13 protein-coding genes are annotated in these 17,053 nt (G+C 61.3%); 4 read left to right on the forward strand and 9 right to left on the reverse strand.

All coding sequences use genetic code 11. The features are described 5' to 3' along the window. The first annotated feature begins 348 nt into the window (after positions 1–348). Entirely contained in the window at positions 349–2,520 is a 2,172-nt protein-coding gene (locus tag BLR16_RS25905) for a M48 family metallopeptidase (RefSeq protein WP_003372312.1), read from the forward strand. A 629-nt stretch (positions 2,521–3,149) separates the two neighbouring features. Here the strand turns inward: BLR16_RS25905 and BLR16_RS25915 are convergent. Continuing rightward, complete coding sequence (locus BLR16_RS25915) at positions 3,150–3,971, reverse strand: hypothetical protein (protein WP_024662926.1); 822 nt, start codon at positions 3,969–3,971, stop codon at positions 3,150–3,152. A gap of 146 nt (positions 3,972–4,117) precedes the next feature. Between BLR16_RS25915 and BLR16_RS25920 the strand changes: the two genes are divergently transcribed. Next, positions 4,118–6,052: a RecQ family ATP-dependent DNA helicase gene (locus tag BLR16_RS25920; protein WP_161437916.1), complete on the forward strand. Its 1,935-nt coding sequence runs from the start codon at positions 4,118–4,120 to the stop codon at positions 6,050–6,052. A 133-nt stretch (positions 6,053–6,185) separates the two neighbouring features. Here the strand turns inward: BLR16_RS25920 and BLR16_RS25925 are convergent, their stop codons facing one another. From BLR16_RS25925 to yrfG, 5 genes are all read right to left on the reverse strand, one after another. Further along, positions 6,186–6,626, reverse strand: a complete 441-nt coding sequence (locus tag BLR16_RS25925) for a glycine zipper domain-containing protein (RefSeq protein ID WP_003372307.1) — start codon at positions 6,624–6,626, stop codon at positions 6,186–6,188. Between the two features lie 209 nt (positions 6,627–6,835). Then, positions 6,836–9,172 (reverse strand): FdhF/YdeP family oxidoreductase, encoded by a 2,337-nt coding sequence (locus BLR16_RS25930; RefSeq protein WP_074806968.1) that lies wholly within the window; start codon positions 9,170–9,172, stop codon positions 6,836–6,838. Next, positions 9,169–10,005 carry a formate dehydrogenase accessory sulfurtransferase FdhD gene (gene fdhD, locus BLR16_RS25935; RefSeq protein ID WP_003372302.1) on the reverse strand — a complete coding sequence of 279 codons (837 nt, stop codon included), beginning with the start codon at positions 10,003–10,005 and terminating at the stop codon, positions 9,169–9,171. Before fdhD ends, BLR16_RS25930 begins: the two co-directional genes overlap by 4 nt. Before the next feature lie 103 nt (positions 10,006–10,108). Next, entirely contained in the window at positions 10,109–10,990 is an 882-nt protein-coding gene (locus BLR16_RS25940) for a LysR family transcriptional regulator (protein WP_003372300.1), read from the reverse strand. Positions 10,991–11,031: 41 nt separating this feature from the next. Beyond that, complete coding sequence (gene yrfG, locus BLR16_RS25945) at positions 11,032–11,709, reverse strand: GMP/IMP nucleotidase (protein ID WP_003434805.1); 678 nt, start codon at positions 11,707–11,709, stop codon at positions 11,032–11,034. Positions 11,710–11,806: 97 nt separating this feature from the next. Here yrfG and nudE point away from each other — a divergent pair, with 97 nt between their 5' ends. Next, positions 11,807–12,373 carry an ADP compounds hydrolase NudE gene (nudE, locus tag BLR16_RS25950; protein WP_074806971.1) on the forward strand — a complete coding sequence of 189 codons (567 nt, stop codon included), beginning with the start codon at positions 11,807–11,809 and terminating at the stop codon, positions 12,371–12,373. Further along, positions 12,370–13,212 carry a 3'(2'),5'-bisphosphate nucleotidase CysQ gene (gene cysQ / locus BLR16_RS25955; RefSeq protein WP_003434802.1) on the forward strand — a complete coding sequence of 281 codons (843 nt, stop codon included), beginning with the start codon at positions 12,370–12,372 and terminating at the stop codon, positions 13,210–13,212. Before nudE ends, cysQ begins: the two co-directional genes overlap by 4 nt. A gap of 189 nt (positions 13,213–13,401) precedes the next feature. Here cysQ and BLR16_RS25960 read toward each other — a convergent pair whose 3' ends face one another. The 3 genes from BLR16_RS25960 to BLR16_RS25970 are packed head-to-tail and all read right to left on the reverse strand — an operon-like array spanning position 13,402 to position 17,052. Beyond that, a complete protein-coding gene (locus BLR16_RS25960; RefSeq protein WP_003372291.1) occupies positions 13,402–13,875 on the reverse strand; it encodes a YiiD C-terminal domain-containing protein in 474 nt (157 codons plus the stop codon). Next, positions 13,862–15,247: a sigma-54-dependent transcriptional regulator gene (locus BLR16_RS25965; RefSeq protein ID WP_003372289.1), complete on the reverse strand. Its 1,386-nt coding sequence runs from the start codon at positions 15,245–15,247 to the stop codon at positions 13,862–13,864. The genes BLR16_RS25960 and BLR16_RS25965 overlap by 14 nt, the downstream gene beginning before the upstream one ends. After that, complete coding sequence (locus BLR16_RS25970; protein WP_032609702.1) at positions 15,244–17,052, reverse strand: sensor histidine kinase; 1,809 nt, start codon at positions 17,050–17,052, stop codon at positions 15,244–15,246. The genes BLR16_RS25965 and BLR16_RS25970 overlap by 4 nt, the downstream gene beginning before the upstream one ends. Between the last annotated feature and the right edge of the window lies 1 nt (position 17,053).

Here is a 17,053-nt window from a genome sequence, read left to right on the forward strand (position 1 = left end):
ATCCGATCAGGGGGGTAAATTAAGCTTAGAAAGATGAACTTATTTGCAGGTTTTCCAAGCTCTGAAGAGGGTAAATGTACGGACTCGCCTTACAGGCGTTTTTTTCTGGATGGGGAATGATGGCACTGCGAGCGCTGAGGCGCACGAATCCAGGTGGGTCGACACAGGTCAGGCGGGTAGCTTTGTTACATCATTTTGCAAATCAGGGTATAACGCCGCCAGCGCCCTCACGCGTGTACTCGAGCAACGGCAGGGCGCATGCACGCAGACGCCAAAAGCGTTTTGCCTGACGGACTTAGTGTGCGCTAAGGATAGCCAGCGGCGACGCACCTCTATGAGCCTTGCCTCATGAAAATCTACAAGCTCATTGCTGTACTCATCCTGCTCCCTCTGGGCCTGAACCTCATCGGTGTCTGGCAGTTGCAGCGCAGTGTCGAAAACACCGAGCGCCTGACCGAGATCCAGGCCGACCTTGCGCATGCCCGTCCCTATTTCGAAAGGCTTGCCAGGTCGCCCGACGCCCTCACGCGAACGATGGATATGGACGGAGAAAACATCACCCTCAAGGAGGCTCTGTCGCGTCTCCATGAGGCAGAGCAGGGCCTCGATTTCGTAGTGGTGCTGGGCAGTGTCACTATTTGGCTGGCACGCGCCGTCATCGCGCTGTGCCTGCTGGCGGCTCTGGTCGGCGGCATCGGGCTGGCAGGGCTCAACTGGGCCGGCGCACGCGCACGTCAATCCCGCGAGCGATTGCTGCACACCTTCAGCAGGGTCAGGCGGATTCTGCCGTTCGTCCTGGTGGGGCACATTGTTGCCATGGGCGCGGCGGTGTCTGCAATCCTCTGTTTCGAAGCCCTGGGCCTGTGGCATGTGGGGCGCATGTCCGCGGGCGAACTCAAGCTGATCATCGTCGTGCTGATGCTGGTCGCTGCGTGCCTGTATTCGATCTGGCGGATGGGCAAGCAGTTGGGCGTCATGCTGCACATGTTCGAGCCCACCGCGATGCAGGTTCTGGGGCAGCAGGTCACGCCTGAAGAGGCACCGGTGCTCTGGGCCTATGTTCGCGATCTGGCCGAACGGCTTGGCGCGCTGTCACCTGATCACATCGTGCTGGGCATGACCGAAGGCTTCTACGTCACCTCGAGCGATGTTTCCCTTCTGCCGTCCGACGCCGTGCTCAAGGGGCGAACTCTGCATGTGCCGATCCTGTACCTTGGGCTGATCGATGCCGCTGAAACGAGTGCAGTGATTGGTCACGAACTGGCGCATTTCGCTGGTGAAGACACCGAGTACAGCCTGCGCTTTCTGCCGATCTACGACGGCATCGGTCGCAGCCTGGGGGTGATCGCTGAAAACATGATGGTCAGCGGGTGGCTACAGCGCACCATTCTGCGTCCGGCGTTCATGCTGGGCATGTATTTCATGGAAAGCTTCGATCACGCGGTCAATCACTGGAGCCGCGTGCGTGAGCTGGCCGCCGATGCCGCGGGGGCGAGTCTGGCAGGCAATACGTCGGCTGCCTCGGCGCTGGTGCGCATTTCGGCCATCGACCCGCTTTTGCAGGAGCGGATCTACACGCATATCACGCGGGCCACCAACCCAAGGCGCGGAGAGGTGTTTACCAAGGATCTGCCGAACAGCGTGCTGCACGAGCTGGCCGGCAAGACATTCACGCTGCCTGACGAAGAAATGGCCGTCCAGCTGCTGCATCCCTCGGATACGCACCCGTCAAACGGCGAACGTATCGCCGCGCTGCAGGTTGCTGCCGACGAGGCGATCCGCAGCGGCACCCGGCCGGTAGTGGCGGCCCAGGCGCGCGCCGCGATGGACCATTACTTCGTTAATCCCCAGGCACTGCGCACCCGTCTTACCAAGGACTTCATCAAGCATCACGTGACAAATGATGCTGAGGTGGTGACCGAACTGCGTGCCCGCGCGAAAACGGTAAGCGGTGATGTCGTTCTGCATGAGGGCGCTCGCCTGCGGGGGCTGTTGCTAACACTATTCCTCGCCCCTCTGCTGGGGCTGGGTATTTATCTGATAGCCGAAGCGCTGTCATTTCCCCAGGGGCTGACCGAGAAGCGCAACTCTATGCTGATAGCGGGCGGCATCTTGGCGGCGTTCATGCTGACGCTGCTGCCATTTGCGCTGCGCATGTGTCTGCGTGCTGACAAGACCGCTCTGCTGCTCACGCCCGATCACTTTGTCTTCGCAAACCTGAAGTCCCCCGTCCCGATCCAGCACATCGCTGATTTTGAGCTGAATGTGGCCTATGGCACGTTTCTGACCCTGCATCTGCAAGACGATGCGCCTTTACCCGAGCGAGTCTCACGTTCGTTTTCTGCGCCGAATGCAAAAGTGTTCAGGAAAAAACGCCGGGTACTTCTGGCGCTGGCGCGGTTCAGCCGGGACGGCAAAAAGCTCAAGCCAGACGAGCTTGGTGAGTTGATTGCGGATTACGTCAATGCGGGTACTGCACGACACTTGCTGCAAGAGCGCTTCGAGCAGGGTAAGCGTTAAGCGGTTGGCTGTGAGCGGGGCGGCGTACGGCGCAAAGCTTTTCTGCAGGCAACAAAAAACCCGCCGAAGCGGGTTTTTCCAAGACCATCCCGACTTCCTGTCGGACGCCTCCGAGGCGATGGTCGATCATCCTTGATCCGGGTGAACTCCTGTTCACCCCTTGATGGATCCAATACTACGGAGCGCGAGCCGGGCCGGAAATAGCCAAATTCCTCCAGCGCGTGTAAGCCTTTCGCTATACCTCATGGGCTCAGCTTCGGACGGGCCTTTGAAGAGCAGGAAATCTGGCGTCAGGAAAATCTTGAGGTGGTTTGACCGCTGGAGGCAAAAATCGCAGGCAATAAAAAACCCGCCGAAGCGGGTTTGTACCAAGACCATTCCAACTCCCTGTCGGCTGCCTTCCCGGCGATGGTCGATCGTCCCTGATCCTGGCGAACTCCTTGTTCGCCAGTTGTTGGATCCAATATTACGGCTCTGACGGCAGGTGCAAAATAGCCATTCGCTTCATTGCGTGTAAGCCTTTGGCTATACATGTGTCCGTTTTTGCGGATTCTCAGATGCTCGGCCATGCAGCGGGAAAGTAGAAAACACCGTTGAAACTGCTGCGCCAGAAGCGCGCAGCCCTGTTTTCAAGGTGAGAAATTCGTGGTCACCTCACAATAGCGCTGCTGGGCGTTTTTACTGTCCTCGTCGCGGTTTCTTGCCGCGCGTTTGGTCCACTCTTGGCACTGTTCTCTGAAGTTGACCGCTGCGGCCTTGCGACACTCGCGCCGTTCGAATGAACGAATAGCGAAGTTTTCGCAGACGCTGTCGCCATCGATCGTGTTGCCGTAAATCCGCCACTGCGCGCGGTAGCGGTTTCTGCCGTCCGCTTCGCGTATGGAGGCTGTCGCGACGCTGTAAGGCTTGGAAGAACGAGCAGAATTGCGTGAAGCATTGGCCTTGAAATCGGCCATGTAGTCGGCAGACACCATGCCTGTTGCCGATTCTGCCTGAGCGGGGCGAGGAACCTGGCCGAATCGACAGTTCGCCACCGCCTCATCGATGACGTTGCCGTTTTTCATGCAGTCATCCAAGGGCTGCACGGGGGCGGGCGGCGCCACAGTGGCCGCGATCGGCACAAGCTCTGCGGTTTTTCGAATCTGCGCGGGCGCAGGATCGGCTGCGGCTACGGATTGCGCCTCGGCCTCGACTGTCTCGGGTTCAGGTACGGACTGCACAACAGGCGGTACTGCCAGCGCTTTGGGACCTCTCGCATGTGAGGTGATCAGTCCGGCGACGCAGGCTGCAGCAATAAGGCACGCCAGCCACAGGCCATAAGGGCGTGAGCGGCGAGGCGTATCGACGCGCTTGCGGCGTGGATGCGAGCCCAGCACCACATCGACCTGACCGGGCACGAGGCGCTGAATGCGGATGATCCCGTCGTCCTCGGGTTGCTGTAGGGAATCCATTCCTGCTCCTGATCAAGCGATGTTCGGTGGTGATATTACAATGATATCGGCCGGTGGGTAGAGTTTCTGCAACGCTTTGGTGCTATGTGCATCAGGCCTGGCGCGTTAAGGTTGAGGCCGTTTTTTGACTGATGGATGGAACGCGAATGCACCAGCGTCTCGAACAGGTATTCGGCTACACACAGTTCCGGCCGGGGCAGGAAGCTGCCATCAGTGCGGTACTGGCCGGACGCTCGGCTGCGGCGATCTTTCCGACAGGTTCGGGCAAGTCGCTATGTTACCAATTGCCTGCCCTGATGTTGCCGCATTTGACGCTGGTGGTGTCGCCGTTGCTGGCGCTGATTCAGGATCAGCTTGCCTTCCTGCACCGCCACGGTATCTCGGCGGCGAGCATTGATTCGGCGCAGAGCCGCGACGAGATCGCTGATGTGATGGCGCGTGCACGCTCCGGCGAGCTGAAGATTCTGATGATCTCGGTCGAGCGCCTGAAGAACGAGCGTTTCCGCAATTTCATCGCTCAAGTACCGATTTCCCTGCTGGTGGTCGACGAAGCGCACTGCATCTCGGAGTGGGGGCATAACTTCCGCCCCGACTACCTGAAGCTGCCGGACTACCAGCGCGAATTCAACATCCCTCAGACATTGCTGCTGACCGCCACGGCGACCCCGCAAGTCATCATCGACATGCAGGACAAATTCGCCATCGCCCCCGAGGACGTCATCACCACCGGTTTCTACCGCGCCAACCTGCACCTGTGGGTCAAGCCGGTCAGTGGCCGTGACAAAAGACGCCTGCTGGTGGAGTGGCTCAACGAGCGTCGCGGGCAGCCGACCATTGTTTACGTGACCCTGCAAAAGACAGCCGAACACATCGCCGCTCACCTGGAACAGCATGGCCTGCCCGCCAGCGCCTACCATGCCGGGCTGCCCAATGATCAGCGCGAGTCGATCCAGAGGCAGTTCATGGGCGGCCATCTGAACTGCATCGTGGCGACCATCGCGTTCGGGATGGGCATCGACAAGAGCGACATTCGCAACGTGGTGCATTTCGACCTGCCCAAATCCATCGAGAACTACAGCCAGGAAATCGGTCGGGCCGGGCGTGATGGTGCTGCTTCGGATTGTCTGGTGCTGGCCAACCGCGACAGTCTCAACGTGCTGGAGAACTTCGTGTACGGCGATACGCCGGAGCGCGAGGGGATTGCTCGTGTGCTGGAAGACTTGCTTGGGGCGCGTCATGACGGGCAGTGGGAATTTCTGCTCGGACCGCTCGCCGACCTCAGCAATATTCGTCAATTACCGTTGAAGACCCTGCTGGTGCAACTGGAACTGCGCGGGATCATTGCGCCGCGCTACGCGTATTTCGCCGAGTACCGCTTCAAGTTTCTGCTTCAGCCGCAAGACCTGATGGCGCGTTTCGAAGGGGAGCGACGCGACTTCGTTCAAGCCCTGATCGACACTTCAAACCGCGCAAGGACCTGGGCCACCGTCGATTTCGAGGCGATGTACCAGCAATACGGCGCCGAGCGCGGGCGGGTGGTCAAGGCGCTGGATTACTTTCAGGAAAAAGGCTGGATCGAGCTTGAAAGCAAACAGATGACCGAGGTTTACAGCCTGTTGCGCAGCGACTTTGATGCACAGGCCTTGAGCATCGAATTGCACGATTATTTCGCTCATCACGAAGCCACTGAAGTTGCGCGCATTCACACCACGCTGGACGTGTTCGCCAGTGACCAGTGCCTGACCCATCGGCTGGCGCGGTACTTCGGTGATCACAATGCGCCGGAGCGCTGCGGGCATTGCTCGGTCTGCCTTGGCGAAGTCGCCCACCTGCCCGAACCACCCGCGTTGGAGCCCCTGGCGAATCGGGACTTTCAGCACCTGTGCAGCGAGTTTATCCACAAGCACCAGGACTATATCGGCCAGCGGCCCAGCGCTGACTGCCTGACGCGTTTTCTGTGTGGCATCAGCGTGCCGCTGTTCACCAGGCTCAAAGCCCGCGCCACCACCGGGTTTGCGGTGCTGGAGGACTATCCGTACGCACAGGTCAGGACGTGGGTGCAGGCCATGGCTGGCAACTGACTACACGTACAAAGTGATCTGACCAAGGGGACGATGCTCTGCATCCAGTCCTGAACCTGCATTGCGACAGACAAATGAAAACCGGCCGCTAAAGGGCGGCCGGTTTTTTGTGCTTCAGCAACTGACGGTGGTATCAGTCACGATGACGGCGATGGCCGTGGTGCTTCGGGCGATGGCCATGATCACGGCCACCACGATAACGACGATCATCGCTGCGGCTTTCGTTGCCCATGTAGTTGCCGAGTGCAGCACCGCCGCCGCCACCTACCGCCGAGCCGACCAGGCTGCCGGTGTTGCCGCCGACGCTGCGACCCAGCACGTTACCGCCCGCAGCGCCCAGACCGCCGCCAATGGCTGCTTCTGTGCGGTTGCGACGGTCTGCGCCTACAGCGCCACCGGCTGCGCCGCCGACACCTGCGCCAATTGCTGAACCAGTGCTGCCGCCGATCTGCTGACCGACGACCGAACCGAGTACCCCACCCAATGCTCCGCCTACGCCTGACTCAAGGTTGCCTGCAGACGCCGCACCGCTGATCAAGGTAAGAGACAACAACAGTATCGAGGAATACTTCATGTATGGAATCTCATAGGGATGACGGCGCGATCTTGGTGTCAAGTGAAGAATGTAGCAATGCAATTCCGACGAGTAACACGATTGCCACACAAACTGCTAAGTTATTGTTTTGGCTAAGGAACTTAAGTCGGAAATGAGAGTCTGAGGTTACTTGCGAAAGGCCCGTTTCCAGAGAAACGGGCCTTTTTTGTGGGCGTCTTTCAGGGACGTTAGAGGATGCGTGCCGACTCTGCAGAGCGCTCGAGGCGGATGGCAACGAACTTCGAGGTCGGCGTGCTGCTGCCATCGCCCACGCTTTCCAGCGGCACCAGCGGGTTGACCTCTGGGTAGTAGGCGGCAGCCTGACCGGCCGGAATATCGAATGGCAGCAACGTGAAGCCTTTGACGCGGCGCTCGCGGTTATCGCTCCAGATCGAAATCAGGTCCGCCTTCTGCCCCGGCTGGAAGCCCAGACGGATGATGTCGGCTTCGTTGACGAACAGCACGTCACGCTGACCTTTGACGCCGCGATAGCGGTCGTCCAGGCCATAGATGGTGGTGTTGTACTGATCGTGTGAGCGCATGGATTGCATGATCAGGTCCGGGATCTGCCCGGTTGAACTGACGTGTTCATTGATCAGAGTCAGCGGCAGCGCATTGGACTTGAAGTTGGCGCGGGTCGACGCAGTGTTCCAGCGACGTGCGCCAGCAGCGTTACCCAGGTAGAAGCCGCCTGGGTGCTTGACGCGCTCGTTGAAATCCTTGAAGCCGGGGATGGTGTCGGCGATCAGGTCGCGAATACGGTTGTAGTCCTCGACCAGCCACAACCAGTCCACAGGCGCCTTGCCCAGCGTAGCGTTGGCGATACCGGCGATGATCGCAGGCTCGGAACGCATTTGCTTCGAGGACGGCTTCAACTGGCCGTTGGAAGCGTGAACCATGCTGAACGAATCTTCCACGGTGACGGCTTGTGGGCCGTTGGCCTGGATGTCGATGTCGGTACGGCCGAAGCACGGCAGGATCAGCGCGTCCTTGCCGTGGAACAGGTGACTGCGGTTCAGCTTGGTGCTGATCTGTACGGTCAGGTCGCAATTGCTGAGGGCTTCGGCAGTGCGATGGCTGTCCGGGGTGGCCTGAGCGAAGTTGCCGCCCAGCGCGATGAACACCTTGGCGCGACCTTCGGCCATGGCGTGAATGGCTTCGACGACGTTATGACCATTTTCGCGGGGTACTTTGAACTGGAAGCGTTTTTCCAGGGCATCGAGCAGGAACACCGGTGGGCGCTCGTTGATGCCCATGGTGCGGTCCCCCTGCACGTTACTATGACCGCGCACCGGGCACAGGCCGGCACCCGGACGGCCGATGTTGCCGCGCAGCAGCATCAGGTTGGCGATTTCCTGGATGGTCTGCACCGAGTGACGGTGCTGGGTAATTCCCATCGCCCAGCACATGATTACGTTCTTGCCCTTGGCGTACATGTGTGCCGACTGTTCGATGTCGCTCAGCGGCAGACCGGATTGCTCGACGATGGCGTCCCAGGACGTGTCATCGATGGCGGCCAGGTATTCGAGCACGCCTTCGGTGTGTTCGTTGAGGAACGCGTGGTCGAACACCGAAGGTGCGTTGTTGGCCTGCGCCTCGCGCTCCCATTGCAGCAGGAACTTGGCCATGCCGCGCAACAGCGCCATGTCGCCACCCAGGGCAGGGCGGAAGTAAGCGGTGTTGGTCGGGCGGTCGCCGTTGGTGAGCATTTCGACCGGGTGTTGCGGATGCTGGAAACGCTCCAGGCCACGCTCTTTGAGCGGGTTGACGCACACCACCTGGGCGCCGCGCTGTACCGCTTCGCGCAATGGCTCGAGCATGCGCGGGTGGTTGGTGCCGGGGTTCTGGCCGAGGACGAAGATGGCATCGGCGTGTTCGAAATCCTCGAAGGTCACGGTGCCCTTGCCGACGCCGACGCTTTGCGACAGTGCTACGCCGCTGGCCTCGTGGCACATGTTCGAGCAGTCCGGGAAGTTGTTGGTGCCATAAGCGCGCACGAACAGCTGATACAGGTACGCCGCTTCGTTGCTGGCGCGTCCGGAGGTGTAGAACTCGGCCATGTTCGGGCTGGGCAGGTTCTTCAGGTGCTTGGCGATCAGCGCAAACGCGTTGTCCCAGCTGATCGGCTTGTAACGGTCGGTTTCCGCGTCATAGCTCATCGGCTCGGTCAGGCGGCCCTGATACTCGAGCCAGTAATCGCTCTGCTCCATCAACGAGCTGACGCTGTAGCGGGCGAAGAAGGCCGGGTCGACACGACGCTTGGTCGCTTCCCAGTTCACCGCCTTGGCGCCGTTCTCGCAGAACTTGACCATGCCGCTTTCCGGCGAATCACCCCACGCACAGCCCGGGCAGTCGAAACCGCCGTTCTGGTTGGTCTTGAGCATCATGCGCAGGTTCTTCAGCGCGTTGTCACTGCCCAGCCAGTGTTGCGTCACGCTGATCAGTGCGCCCCAGCCGCCTGCCGCACCTTTGTACGGCTTGTAGCGGGGGGTTGGTGTCTTGTCGGCTTGATGATGAGTGCTCACGCTTGAATCTCCATCGCAGGGCTATAGACCCGCGGCGCACTTTTCTGCGGCAGGTGAATTAGATTGAGGTTGTGACGGCGGGCCCATTGCAGGGCCAGGCCGGTGGGCGAAGACAGGCTGACCAGGGTCTGGATGCCGGCGCGCAATACTTTCTGAATCAGTTCCAGGCTGCAGCGGCTGGTCACGATGGCGACGCCGCCTGCCAAGGGGATGTCCTGACGGATCAATGCGCCGATCAGCTTGTCCAGCGCGTTGTGGCGGCCGATGTCTTCACGTCCCAGCAACAGCTGGCCGTTACCGTCCATGAACACCGCCGCATGTACGGCGCCGCAATGGCGGCCGAGCGGCTGGAACTCGCCGATGCGCTGACGCAGGCCTTCCAGCCATTCGATCGGGGGCAGGGGCGCGCCGGGCAGCGCCTTCAGGTCAGGCAGTGCCTGCTCGACGGCTTCAACGCCACACAGTCCGCAACCGCTGGTGCCAGCCAGTTGCCGACGCTGCTGCTTGAGTTCCCAGAACGCGCGGCTGGCGATCTCGACCTCGGCCTGCATCGCCGAGCCGCAACCACTGATTTTGAAGTCGTAGATTTCGTCATGCGAGGCAATGATGCCGCTGCCCAGGCTGAAGCCGACGATAAAGTCTTCCAGATCAGTAGGGCTGACCAGCATGACCGCCTGGCTGATGCCGTTGTAGGCAATCGCCAGCGCCACTTCTTCAGCAAGTTCGTTACGTGCAGAGTCCGTGCCCTCGAGATTCGAGTAACTGTAAGACTGGCTTGCTTCGGGGGCTGGCGTAGCAAAGGACGCCGAGCTGACCTTGCGCGTAACGGGCATGGGCTGAAATACCGGCAGAATGACATCTGCAAGATTAGGCCCGTTATTGGAAATCGTCTAATCGCTAGTGCTGATGTCCCGATAGATGACGTCGATCAACGCTCTAGCGCGGTATTTCTGCTACCAGCGCAAAGCAGGCTTCAGCCAGTGCCGAACGTGGCGCACTGCGGCGCATGATCAACCCCAGCCGGGCCAAAGTCCGGGAGTCGGCAATCGGATGCAGGCGCAAATGTTCGGTGAGCGTTTCCAGACCGCCATCCAGCGGCATGATCGCGCAGCAAAAACCGCCATGTACGGCTTGCAGCAACTGATGAACGGCATCGGTTTGTATCAGCGGATTGGGTTGCAGGCCGCGGCTATGGAAGTTGTGATCGATCGACTGCCGAAAATGCATGCCGCTGGTCAGCATGCCCAGTGGCAGCTCGACCAGATCGGCCCAGCTCAAGGGATCGTCGCCAAACGTGAAGTGCCGACGGTCGTACAGCAGGCCCATGCGCGTGTCGTCCAGGGTCAGCGAATCGAAACGCTCATTGTCCAGACGTTCCAGGTACGAGACGCCCAGATCGATACGATTGCTTGCCAGTTGCTCCAGCACTTGCTCGGAGCTGAGTGACGACAGCTCGAAGCGCAGATTGGGGTGCAGCTGGTGCAGCCGGTGCAGCAATGGCAGCGGATCGAAGCTCGACAGCGGCACCACGCCCAGGCGCAACGTCCCGACCAGATGACCGCGGCAGGCGGCCGCTTCAGCCTGCAGACCGTCGTAGGCAGCCAGTACCGTGCGTGCCCAGGCCAATACGCGTTCGCCTGGTGCGGTAAAACCTTCGAAGCGTTGGCCGCGATTGACCAGTGGCAAGCCAAGCTCTTCTTCCAGATTGCGCAGGCGCATCGACAGCGTCGGCTGGGTGATGTTGCAGCGCGCAGCCGCCTGGCCGAAGTGCCTCGTCTCGTCGAGGGCGATCAGAAATTTAAGTTGCTTGATGTCCATGTTCACTCCGATGAGCCGTCCAGACAGCCGATTCTACGCGCTCAGGCTGAATGATCGAGCACGCCCTTGATCAACTCCCGATAGTCGTCCACTGCGGCGAACTCTTCGGTGTCTTTCGGGCCTTTTTGGCTGTTGGGTTGGCTGACGGCCAGCAAATGGGCTACACCGAAGTGTCGAGCGCTGCGCAGGATCGGCAGGGTGTCGTCGATAAACAGACTGCGTGCCGGGTCGAAGGCTGTTTCGGCCTTCAAAGCGTCCCAGAAATGCTGGCTTTCCTTGGGAAAGCCGTAATCGTGAGAGCTGATCAGGCGTTCGAAATAAGGCGCCAGCTCGATTCGCTCCATCTTCAGCGACAACGAATCACGGTGCGCATTGGTGATCATGATCACTCGCTTGCCTGCCTTTTGCAGGGCCGCGAGAAAGGTCTCGGCGTCTGGGCGCAGCGCAATCATGTGGGCGATTTCGCGTTTCAGGTCACGGACCGACAGGTTAAGCTCGGCGCTCCAGAAATCCAGGCAGTACCAGTTGAGCGTGCCCGCGTTGTTTTCGAACAGCGGTTTCAATTCCAGCCAGGCCATGGCGAAACTGACGCCGTGCAGTTCGGCGTAGCGCTGCGGCAGGTGCTGCATCCAGAAGTGTTCGTCGTAATGCAGGTCGAGCAACGTGCCGTCCATATCCAGCAGGACGGTATCGATTTCGCTCCAGGGCATGGAAAGCATTCTGGCCTCGTCAGGGGGTTGATAGCGGGTAAGCATATCCGACACAGACATCGGGAAAAGCTCGGTATAGTACCTCGTTCATGTAAAGGAGCCTGTCATGCGTCAGAAACCTACCGTACTTGCCCGCGCAATCGTCGCCAGTAGTCGTCTGTTCCGCGTTGAAGAGCTGCAATTGCGCTTTGCCAATGGCGTCGAGCGGACCTATGAGCGTCTGGCCAGCAAAGGCACGGGCCCCGGGGCGGTGATGATCGTGGCCATGCTCGATGCCGATCACGCTGTGCTGATCGAAGAATATTGCGGCGGCACCGATGCCTACGAGCTGTCCCTGCCCAAGGGCCTGATCGAGCCGGGCGAAGACGTGCTGGCGGCTGCCAACCGTGAACTCAAGGAGGAGGCCGGTTTCGGTGCGCGTGAGCTGGAACTGTTGACCGAGCTGTCGCTGTCCCCCGGCTACATGAGTCAGAAAATTCAGGTGGTGCTGGCCACCGACCTGTACGAAGAGCGGCTGGAGGGCGACGAGCCCGAGCCGATCCGGGTTGACCGGATCAACCTGCGCGAGCTATCGAGCCTTGCCCAGAGTGCCCAGTTCAGCGAAGGCCGGGCGCTGGCCGCGCTGTACCTCACACGTGACCTGCTGACCCAGCGTGGATTATTTCAGCCATGACCGATTCGTTGCACAACCTGCCACATCCGCTGCTCGCGCCGGTGATCGAACTGACGCGACTGGCGGGCGAAGTGATCCTGCCGTTCTGGCGCGCCAACGTCACCGTGACCACCAAGACCGACGATTCGCCGGTGACCGCCGCTGACCTGGCCGCCCATCAGGTGTTGGTCGAGGGTCTGCAGGCGCTTGATCCGGACATTCACGTGCTCTCCGAAGAGGACGCAGACATCCCCCTCAGCGAGCGGGCAAGCTGGGAGCGCTGGTGGCTGGTCGATCCGCTGGACGGCACCAAGGAGTTCATCTCCGGCAGTGAAGAGTTCACCGTCAATGTCGCGCTGATCGAGCGTGGCCGCGTGGTATTCGGTGTGGTCTCGATGCCCACCAATAACCGCTGCTACTTCGGCGGTGCCGGGCTGGGTGCCTGGCGCAGCGATGGCGTCGGTCACATCCAGCCGATCGCAGTGCGCACACAGCCTGGCGAAGGGCAGACCTTTACCGTGGTCGCCAGCCGCCGCCACTCCAGCCCGGAGCAGGAGCATTTGCTCGCCGGCCTGTCGAACGGGCTGGGCCATTTGCAACTGACCAACATCGGCAGCTCATTGAAATTCTGCCTGCTGGCCGAAGGCGCCGCCGACTGCTACCCACGCCTGGCTCCGACCTCGCAATGGGACACCGCTGCGGCGCAGGGCGTGCTTGAAGGTGCAGGAGGCGAAGTGTTGCAACTGGACGGCCAGCCATTCAGCTACCCGGCGCGTGAATCGCTGCTCAACCCATTCTTCCTGGCCCTGCCCGCCAACGCCGAATGGCGCGACAAACTGCTGGTGCTGGCGCAGTCCTGAGGCCGGTTTCAAGGCCTCTGCCCGGCGGGCGTGGGAGCGAGCTGGGCGACGCTTCGCGTGCTCGCGAAGGCGATGGTTCAGACGATGAATTTTCATAGATTGCACCGGCCTCTTCGCGAGCAAGCTCGCTCCCACAGGTCTGCATATGGCGCTGAGACAGTTTCACCAGTGCATCAACTGCACGCAGCCTCACCGGTGCAACACAAACTGTCCGACAAAACGAACGGCCTGTTCTTTGCTGTCCTGCTCGCTGATGCCGGTGTGCAGGGTCAGGCGGGCGCGGCCTCGGCGTTGGTAGGTGGCGATGAATTTGTCCCACTGCGCCAGCTCTGGCGCGTCGCAGCGGACGATGGCGTCGCTGCGTACCGGCAGTGGATAACTGATCTGCCCGTCCTGAATCACGATATGCCCATCGGTGATCCCGGCCTCGCGCAGTCGCAGGTGCAGCCAGCCCCAGCCCGCCAGTACTGCGCCGCAATACAGACTGCCGCCGAACAGCGTGCTCTTGTGATTGACGTTGGGTGCCAGCGGCAGGTGCAGGCGCAGTGTCTGGTTGTGCCAGTCGATCACGCGCATGCCCATCTCGCGGGTCAGCGGAATATCGTGGTGCAGCACCTGCTCCAGTGCGTGGGCTGCGTCATGTTCAGGCTCAATCGGTGTCATCGGAAGCTCCGCTGCTGTCGCCAAACGTCAGGCCATGCTTGCGCAGTTTGTCGTGCAGGGTCTTGCGCGGCACACCCAGCGCCTCCGCCAGGCTGCGCACCGAGCTATGCGGGCGCGCCAGTTCGGCGGCGATCAACGCGCGCTCGAAGCTTTCCACCTGATCACTCAAACCCCCGCCCGGCGGCGGTGCCTGTTCTGTATCAGCGCCTTCCAGCTCCAGTTCCAGACCCAGCGCAAAGCGCTCGGCGGCGTTCTGCAGTTCCCGGACGTTGCCCGGCCAGTTATGCCGCAACAGCAGCGCGCGCTGGCCCGGTTTGAGTTCGTGCTTGGGGATGCCGTGGCGCATGCTCGCGGCATCGGCATAATGCTCGAACAGCATCAGCGCATCCTCACCCCGTTCGCGCAACGGCGGGATGCGCAGCGAGGCCACGTTCAGGCGGTAATACAAGTCCGCCCGGAAGCGGCCCTGATCGGCCGCGTGACGCAAGTCTTCCTTGGTCGCGGCGATGATGCGGATGTCCAGCGGGATCTGCTGATTGCTGCCCATTCGCTCGACCACGCGCTCCTGCAGCAGGCGCAGCAGCTTGACCTGCACGTCCAGGCTCATGCTTTCGATTTCATCGAGGAACAGCGTGCCGCCGTTGGCAAACTCGAACTTGCCGATACGCCGCTTCTGCGCGCCGGTGAAGGCCCCGGGCTCGTGACCGAACAGCTCGCTTTCCACCACCGATTCAGCCAGCGCCCCGGCGTTGATCGCCACGAACGGGCCGCTGCGGCGGTTGGACAGGTCGTGCAGCGCGCGGGCGACCACTTCTTTGCCTGCGCCGGTTTCACCGAGGATCAGCACGTCGGCTCGCGTCCCGGCCAGTGCGCCGATTTGTTCACGCAGACGCAGGATCGGCGGCGACTGACCGATCAGGCGTGTGCTCAGTTGTTGGCGATCACTCAGGGCCAGGCGCAGGCTGCGGTTATCCAGCACCAGACGGCGCAGCGCCAGGGCACGGCGCACGCTGTCGAGCATGGCGTCGCTGGCGAAGGGCTTTTCCAGAAAGTCGTAGGCCCCGGCGCGCATGGCTTTCACCGCCAACGGTACATCGCCATGCCCGGTGATCAGCAGCACCGGCAGGTCGGGGTCCTGCGCGTGAAGCTGGTCGAGCAGCTCCAGGCCATCCATGCCCTGCATGCGAATATCGCTGACCACCACGCCCGGCCAGTCACGGCCAATGCGTTCGGCCAGCCCGGTTGCCTCGGGCAGCGACAGAACGTTCAGGCCAGCCAGGTCCAGCGTCTGACGCAGTGCCTGACGCAGGTGCGAATCGTCGTCGATCAGCACCACCTGAATCTGGCTGTCGATGGCTGTGTCCGAACTCATGCAGAAAGGTCCTCTGGCGGTTGAAGATTGGCTCCGGAAGCACCGGCCCGCAGGCGCAGGGTCAGCAGCGCACCGCCGCTGGGATGGTTGGCGAACAGCAACTCGCCGCCCAGCGCGCGCATCAGCGTATCGCAGATGGCCAGACCAAGGCCAAGCCCCTGGGTGCGGGTCTTGGTCGTGAAGAAGGGCTCGCGAGCCCGTGCCAACGCTTCCTGGGAAAACCCGGGGCCGTTGTCACGAATGTACAGGTTAACGCCCTCGGCGGTTTGCTCGACACTTATCCACAGCCTGCGCGGCGGGCCTTTCTCGGTGAGGGCGTCCAGCGCGTTGGCGAGCAGATTGCCGAGCACCTGACGCAGACGGGTTTCACCGGCCTGCACCCAGATTGTGGCGTCCGGCAGGTCACGGATCAGTTCGACTTCCATGGCGCGCCGCCGCTTGGCCAACAGCGCCAGCGCATCTTCCAGCGCCGGTTGCAGTGCCACGCTTTCAGGGGCGTGGCGGTCGCGACGGGCGAAGGCGCGCAAGTGCGCGATGATTGAGGCCATGCGCCCGGTCAGTTCGCTGATCAGCTTGAGGTTGCCGCGTGCGTCCTCGGTGCGCTGATGATCAAGCAGCACTTCGGCGTTTTCGGCGTAACTGCGGATGGCGGCCAACGGCTGATTCAGCTCATGGCTGATACTCGCCGACATGGTGCCCAGCGCCGTCAGTTTGCTGGTCTGCACCAGTTCGTCCTGAGCCTGCACCAATTCCTGCTGCGCCTGCTCGCGTTCCAGCACTTCCTGGCGCAGACGGCTGTTGAGCCCCTCCAGATCGCTGGTCCGTTCTATAACCCGCATCTCCAGCTCGCGGCGCGCCTTGGCCTCGAAAGCGATGCGATCCAGATAATGACGGCGACGCTGCATCATCAGGCCCAGCAACAACATCAGCACCAGCAGCGCTGCGCCGCCAATCGCCACCACCGTGCGCACCTGACGGTCGACAAGGGCGCGAGGCGCGAGAATGTTGACGTTCCAGCCGGTTTCTTCGATGGCCTGGGTCTGGGTCAGCCAGGCGTGTTCATCGATCCTTAACGGGCGCGGATCACGGGTCGGGTAGGACTGGATCGCGACGATGGCTTTTTTCTCGTCATCGGTCAGGTCGCGGGTTGCCCGGAAGCGCCATTCGGGGTTGGACGTCAGAATCACCACACCGTTCTGGTCGGTCAGCAGCAGTTGCTCGGGCGTCTTGCCCCACAGGGTTTCGGTGTGGTCCAGATCAACCTTGACCACCAGTACGCCGATGATCCGCTCACCATCACGCACCGGGCCGGCAAAAAAGTAACCACGTTTGGCAGAGGTCGTGCCGAGGCCGAAGAACCGCCCGGTTCTGCCCGCCCGTGCATCAATGAAGTAGGGCCTGAACGAGAAGTTTCGGCCAATGAAGCTGTCCTTCTGCTCCGAGTTCGAGGCCGCCAGGGTCAGGCCATTTGCGTCCATCAAATACATGACATCGGCACCGGTCTGACGCGTGATTTCGCTGAGCAGACGGTTGGCGTTCGCCAGGGTGGGTGTGTCGCCCGGCGCCGCCAGTGCGGCGCGCAAGGCAGGCAGGTCGCCGAGGATCTGCGGCAGGGTTTCGTAACGGTGCAGGGTGCCGAGCAGGTTGGCGACGTACAGGTCCAGGGTCTGGCGATTCTGATTGGCCAGCACGTTGCGGTAATAACGTTCGGCCAGATGTTCCAGCGGCCACAGCAACGGCGCCAGGCAGAGTGCCAGAAGGGCGAGGCTGCGCCAGCGAGGGCGGCGCGGCAGTGCGGGAGTCATG

Origin of the sequence: Pseudomonas sp. BS3767 (genome assembly GCF_900099665.1) — a bacterium.
Classification (GTDB): domain Bacteria; phylum Pseudomonadota; class Gammaproteobacteria; order Pseudomonadales; family Pseudomonadaceae; genus Aquipseudomonas; species Aquipseudomonas cerasi.

Excerpts from the sequence above, each read along its gene's own strand:
- BLR16_RS25940 (WP_003372300.1), bottom strand. The coding sequence starts at position 10,990 with ATGGACATCAAGCAACTTAAATTTCTGATCGCCCTCGACGAGACGAGG.
- BLR16_RS25965 (WP_003372289.1), bottom strand. The coding sequence starts at position 15,247 with ATGAGTTCGGACACAGCCATCGACAGCCAGATTCAGGTGGTGCTGATC.
- BLR16_RS25905 (WP_003372312.1), top strand. The coding sequence starts at position 349 with ATGAAAATCTACAAGCTCATTGCTGTACTCATCCTGCTCCCTCTGGGC.
- BLR16_RS25970 (WP_032609702.1), bottom strand. The coding sequence starts at position 17,052 with ATGACTCCCGCACTGCCGCGCCGCCCTCGCTGGCGCAGCCTCGCCCTT.
- BLR16_RS25920 (WP_161437916.1), top strand. The coding sequence starts at position 4,118 with ATGCACCAGCGTCTCGAACAGGTATTCGGCTACACACAGTTCCGGCCG.
- nudE (WP_074806971.1), top strand. The coding sequence starts at position 11,807 with ATGCGTCAGAAACCTACCGTACTTGCCCGCGCAATCGTCGCCAGTAGT.
- fdhD (WP_003372302.1), bottom strand. The coding sequence starts at position 10,005 with ATGCCCGTTACGCGCAAGGTCAGCTCGGCGTCCTTTGCTACGCCAGCC.
- BLR16_RS25960 (WP_003372291.1), bottom strand. The coding sequence starts at position 13,875 with ATGACACCGATTGAGCCTGAACATGACGCAGCCCACGCACTGGAGCAG.
- BLR16_RS25915 (WP_024662926.1), bottom strand. The coding sequence starts at position 3,971 with ATGGATTCCCTACAGCAACCCGAGGACGACGGGATCATCCGCATTCAG.
- cysQ (WP_003434802.1), top strand. The coding sequence starts at position 12,370 with ATGACCGATTCGTTGCACAACCTGCCACATCCGCTGCTCGCGCCGGTG.
- BLR16_RS25925 (WP_003372307.1), bottom strand. The coding sequence starts at position 6,626 with ATGAAGTATTCCTCGATACTGTTGTTGTCTCTTACCTTGATCAGCGGT.
- yrfG (WP_003434805.1), bottom strand. The coding sequence starts at position 11,709 with ATGCTTTCCATGCCCTGGAGCGAAATCGATACCGTCCTGCTGGATATG.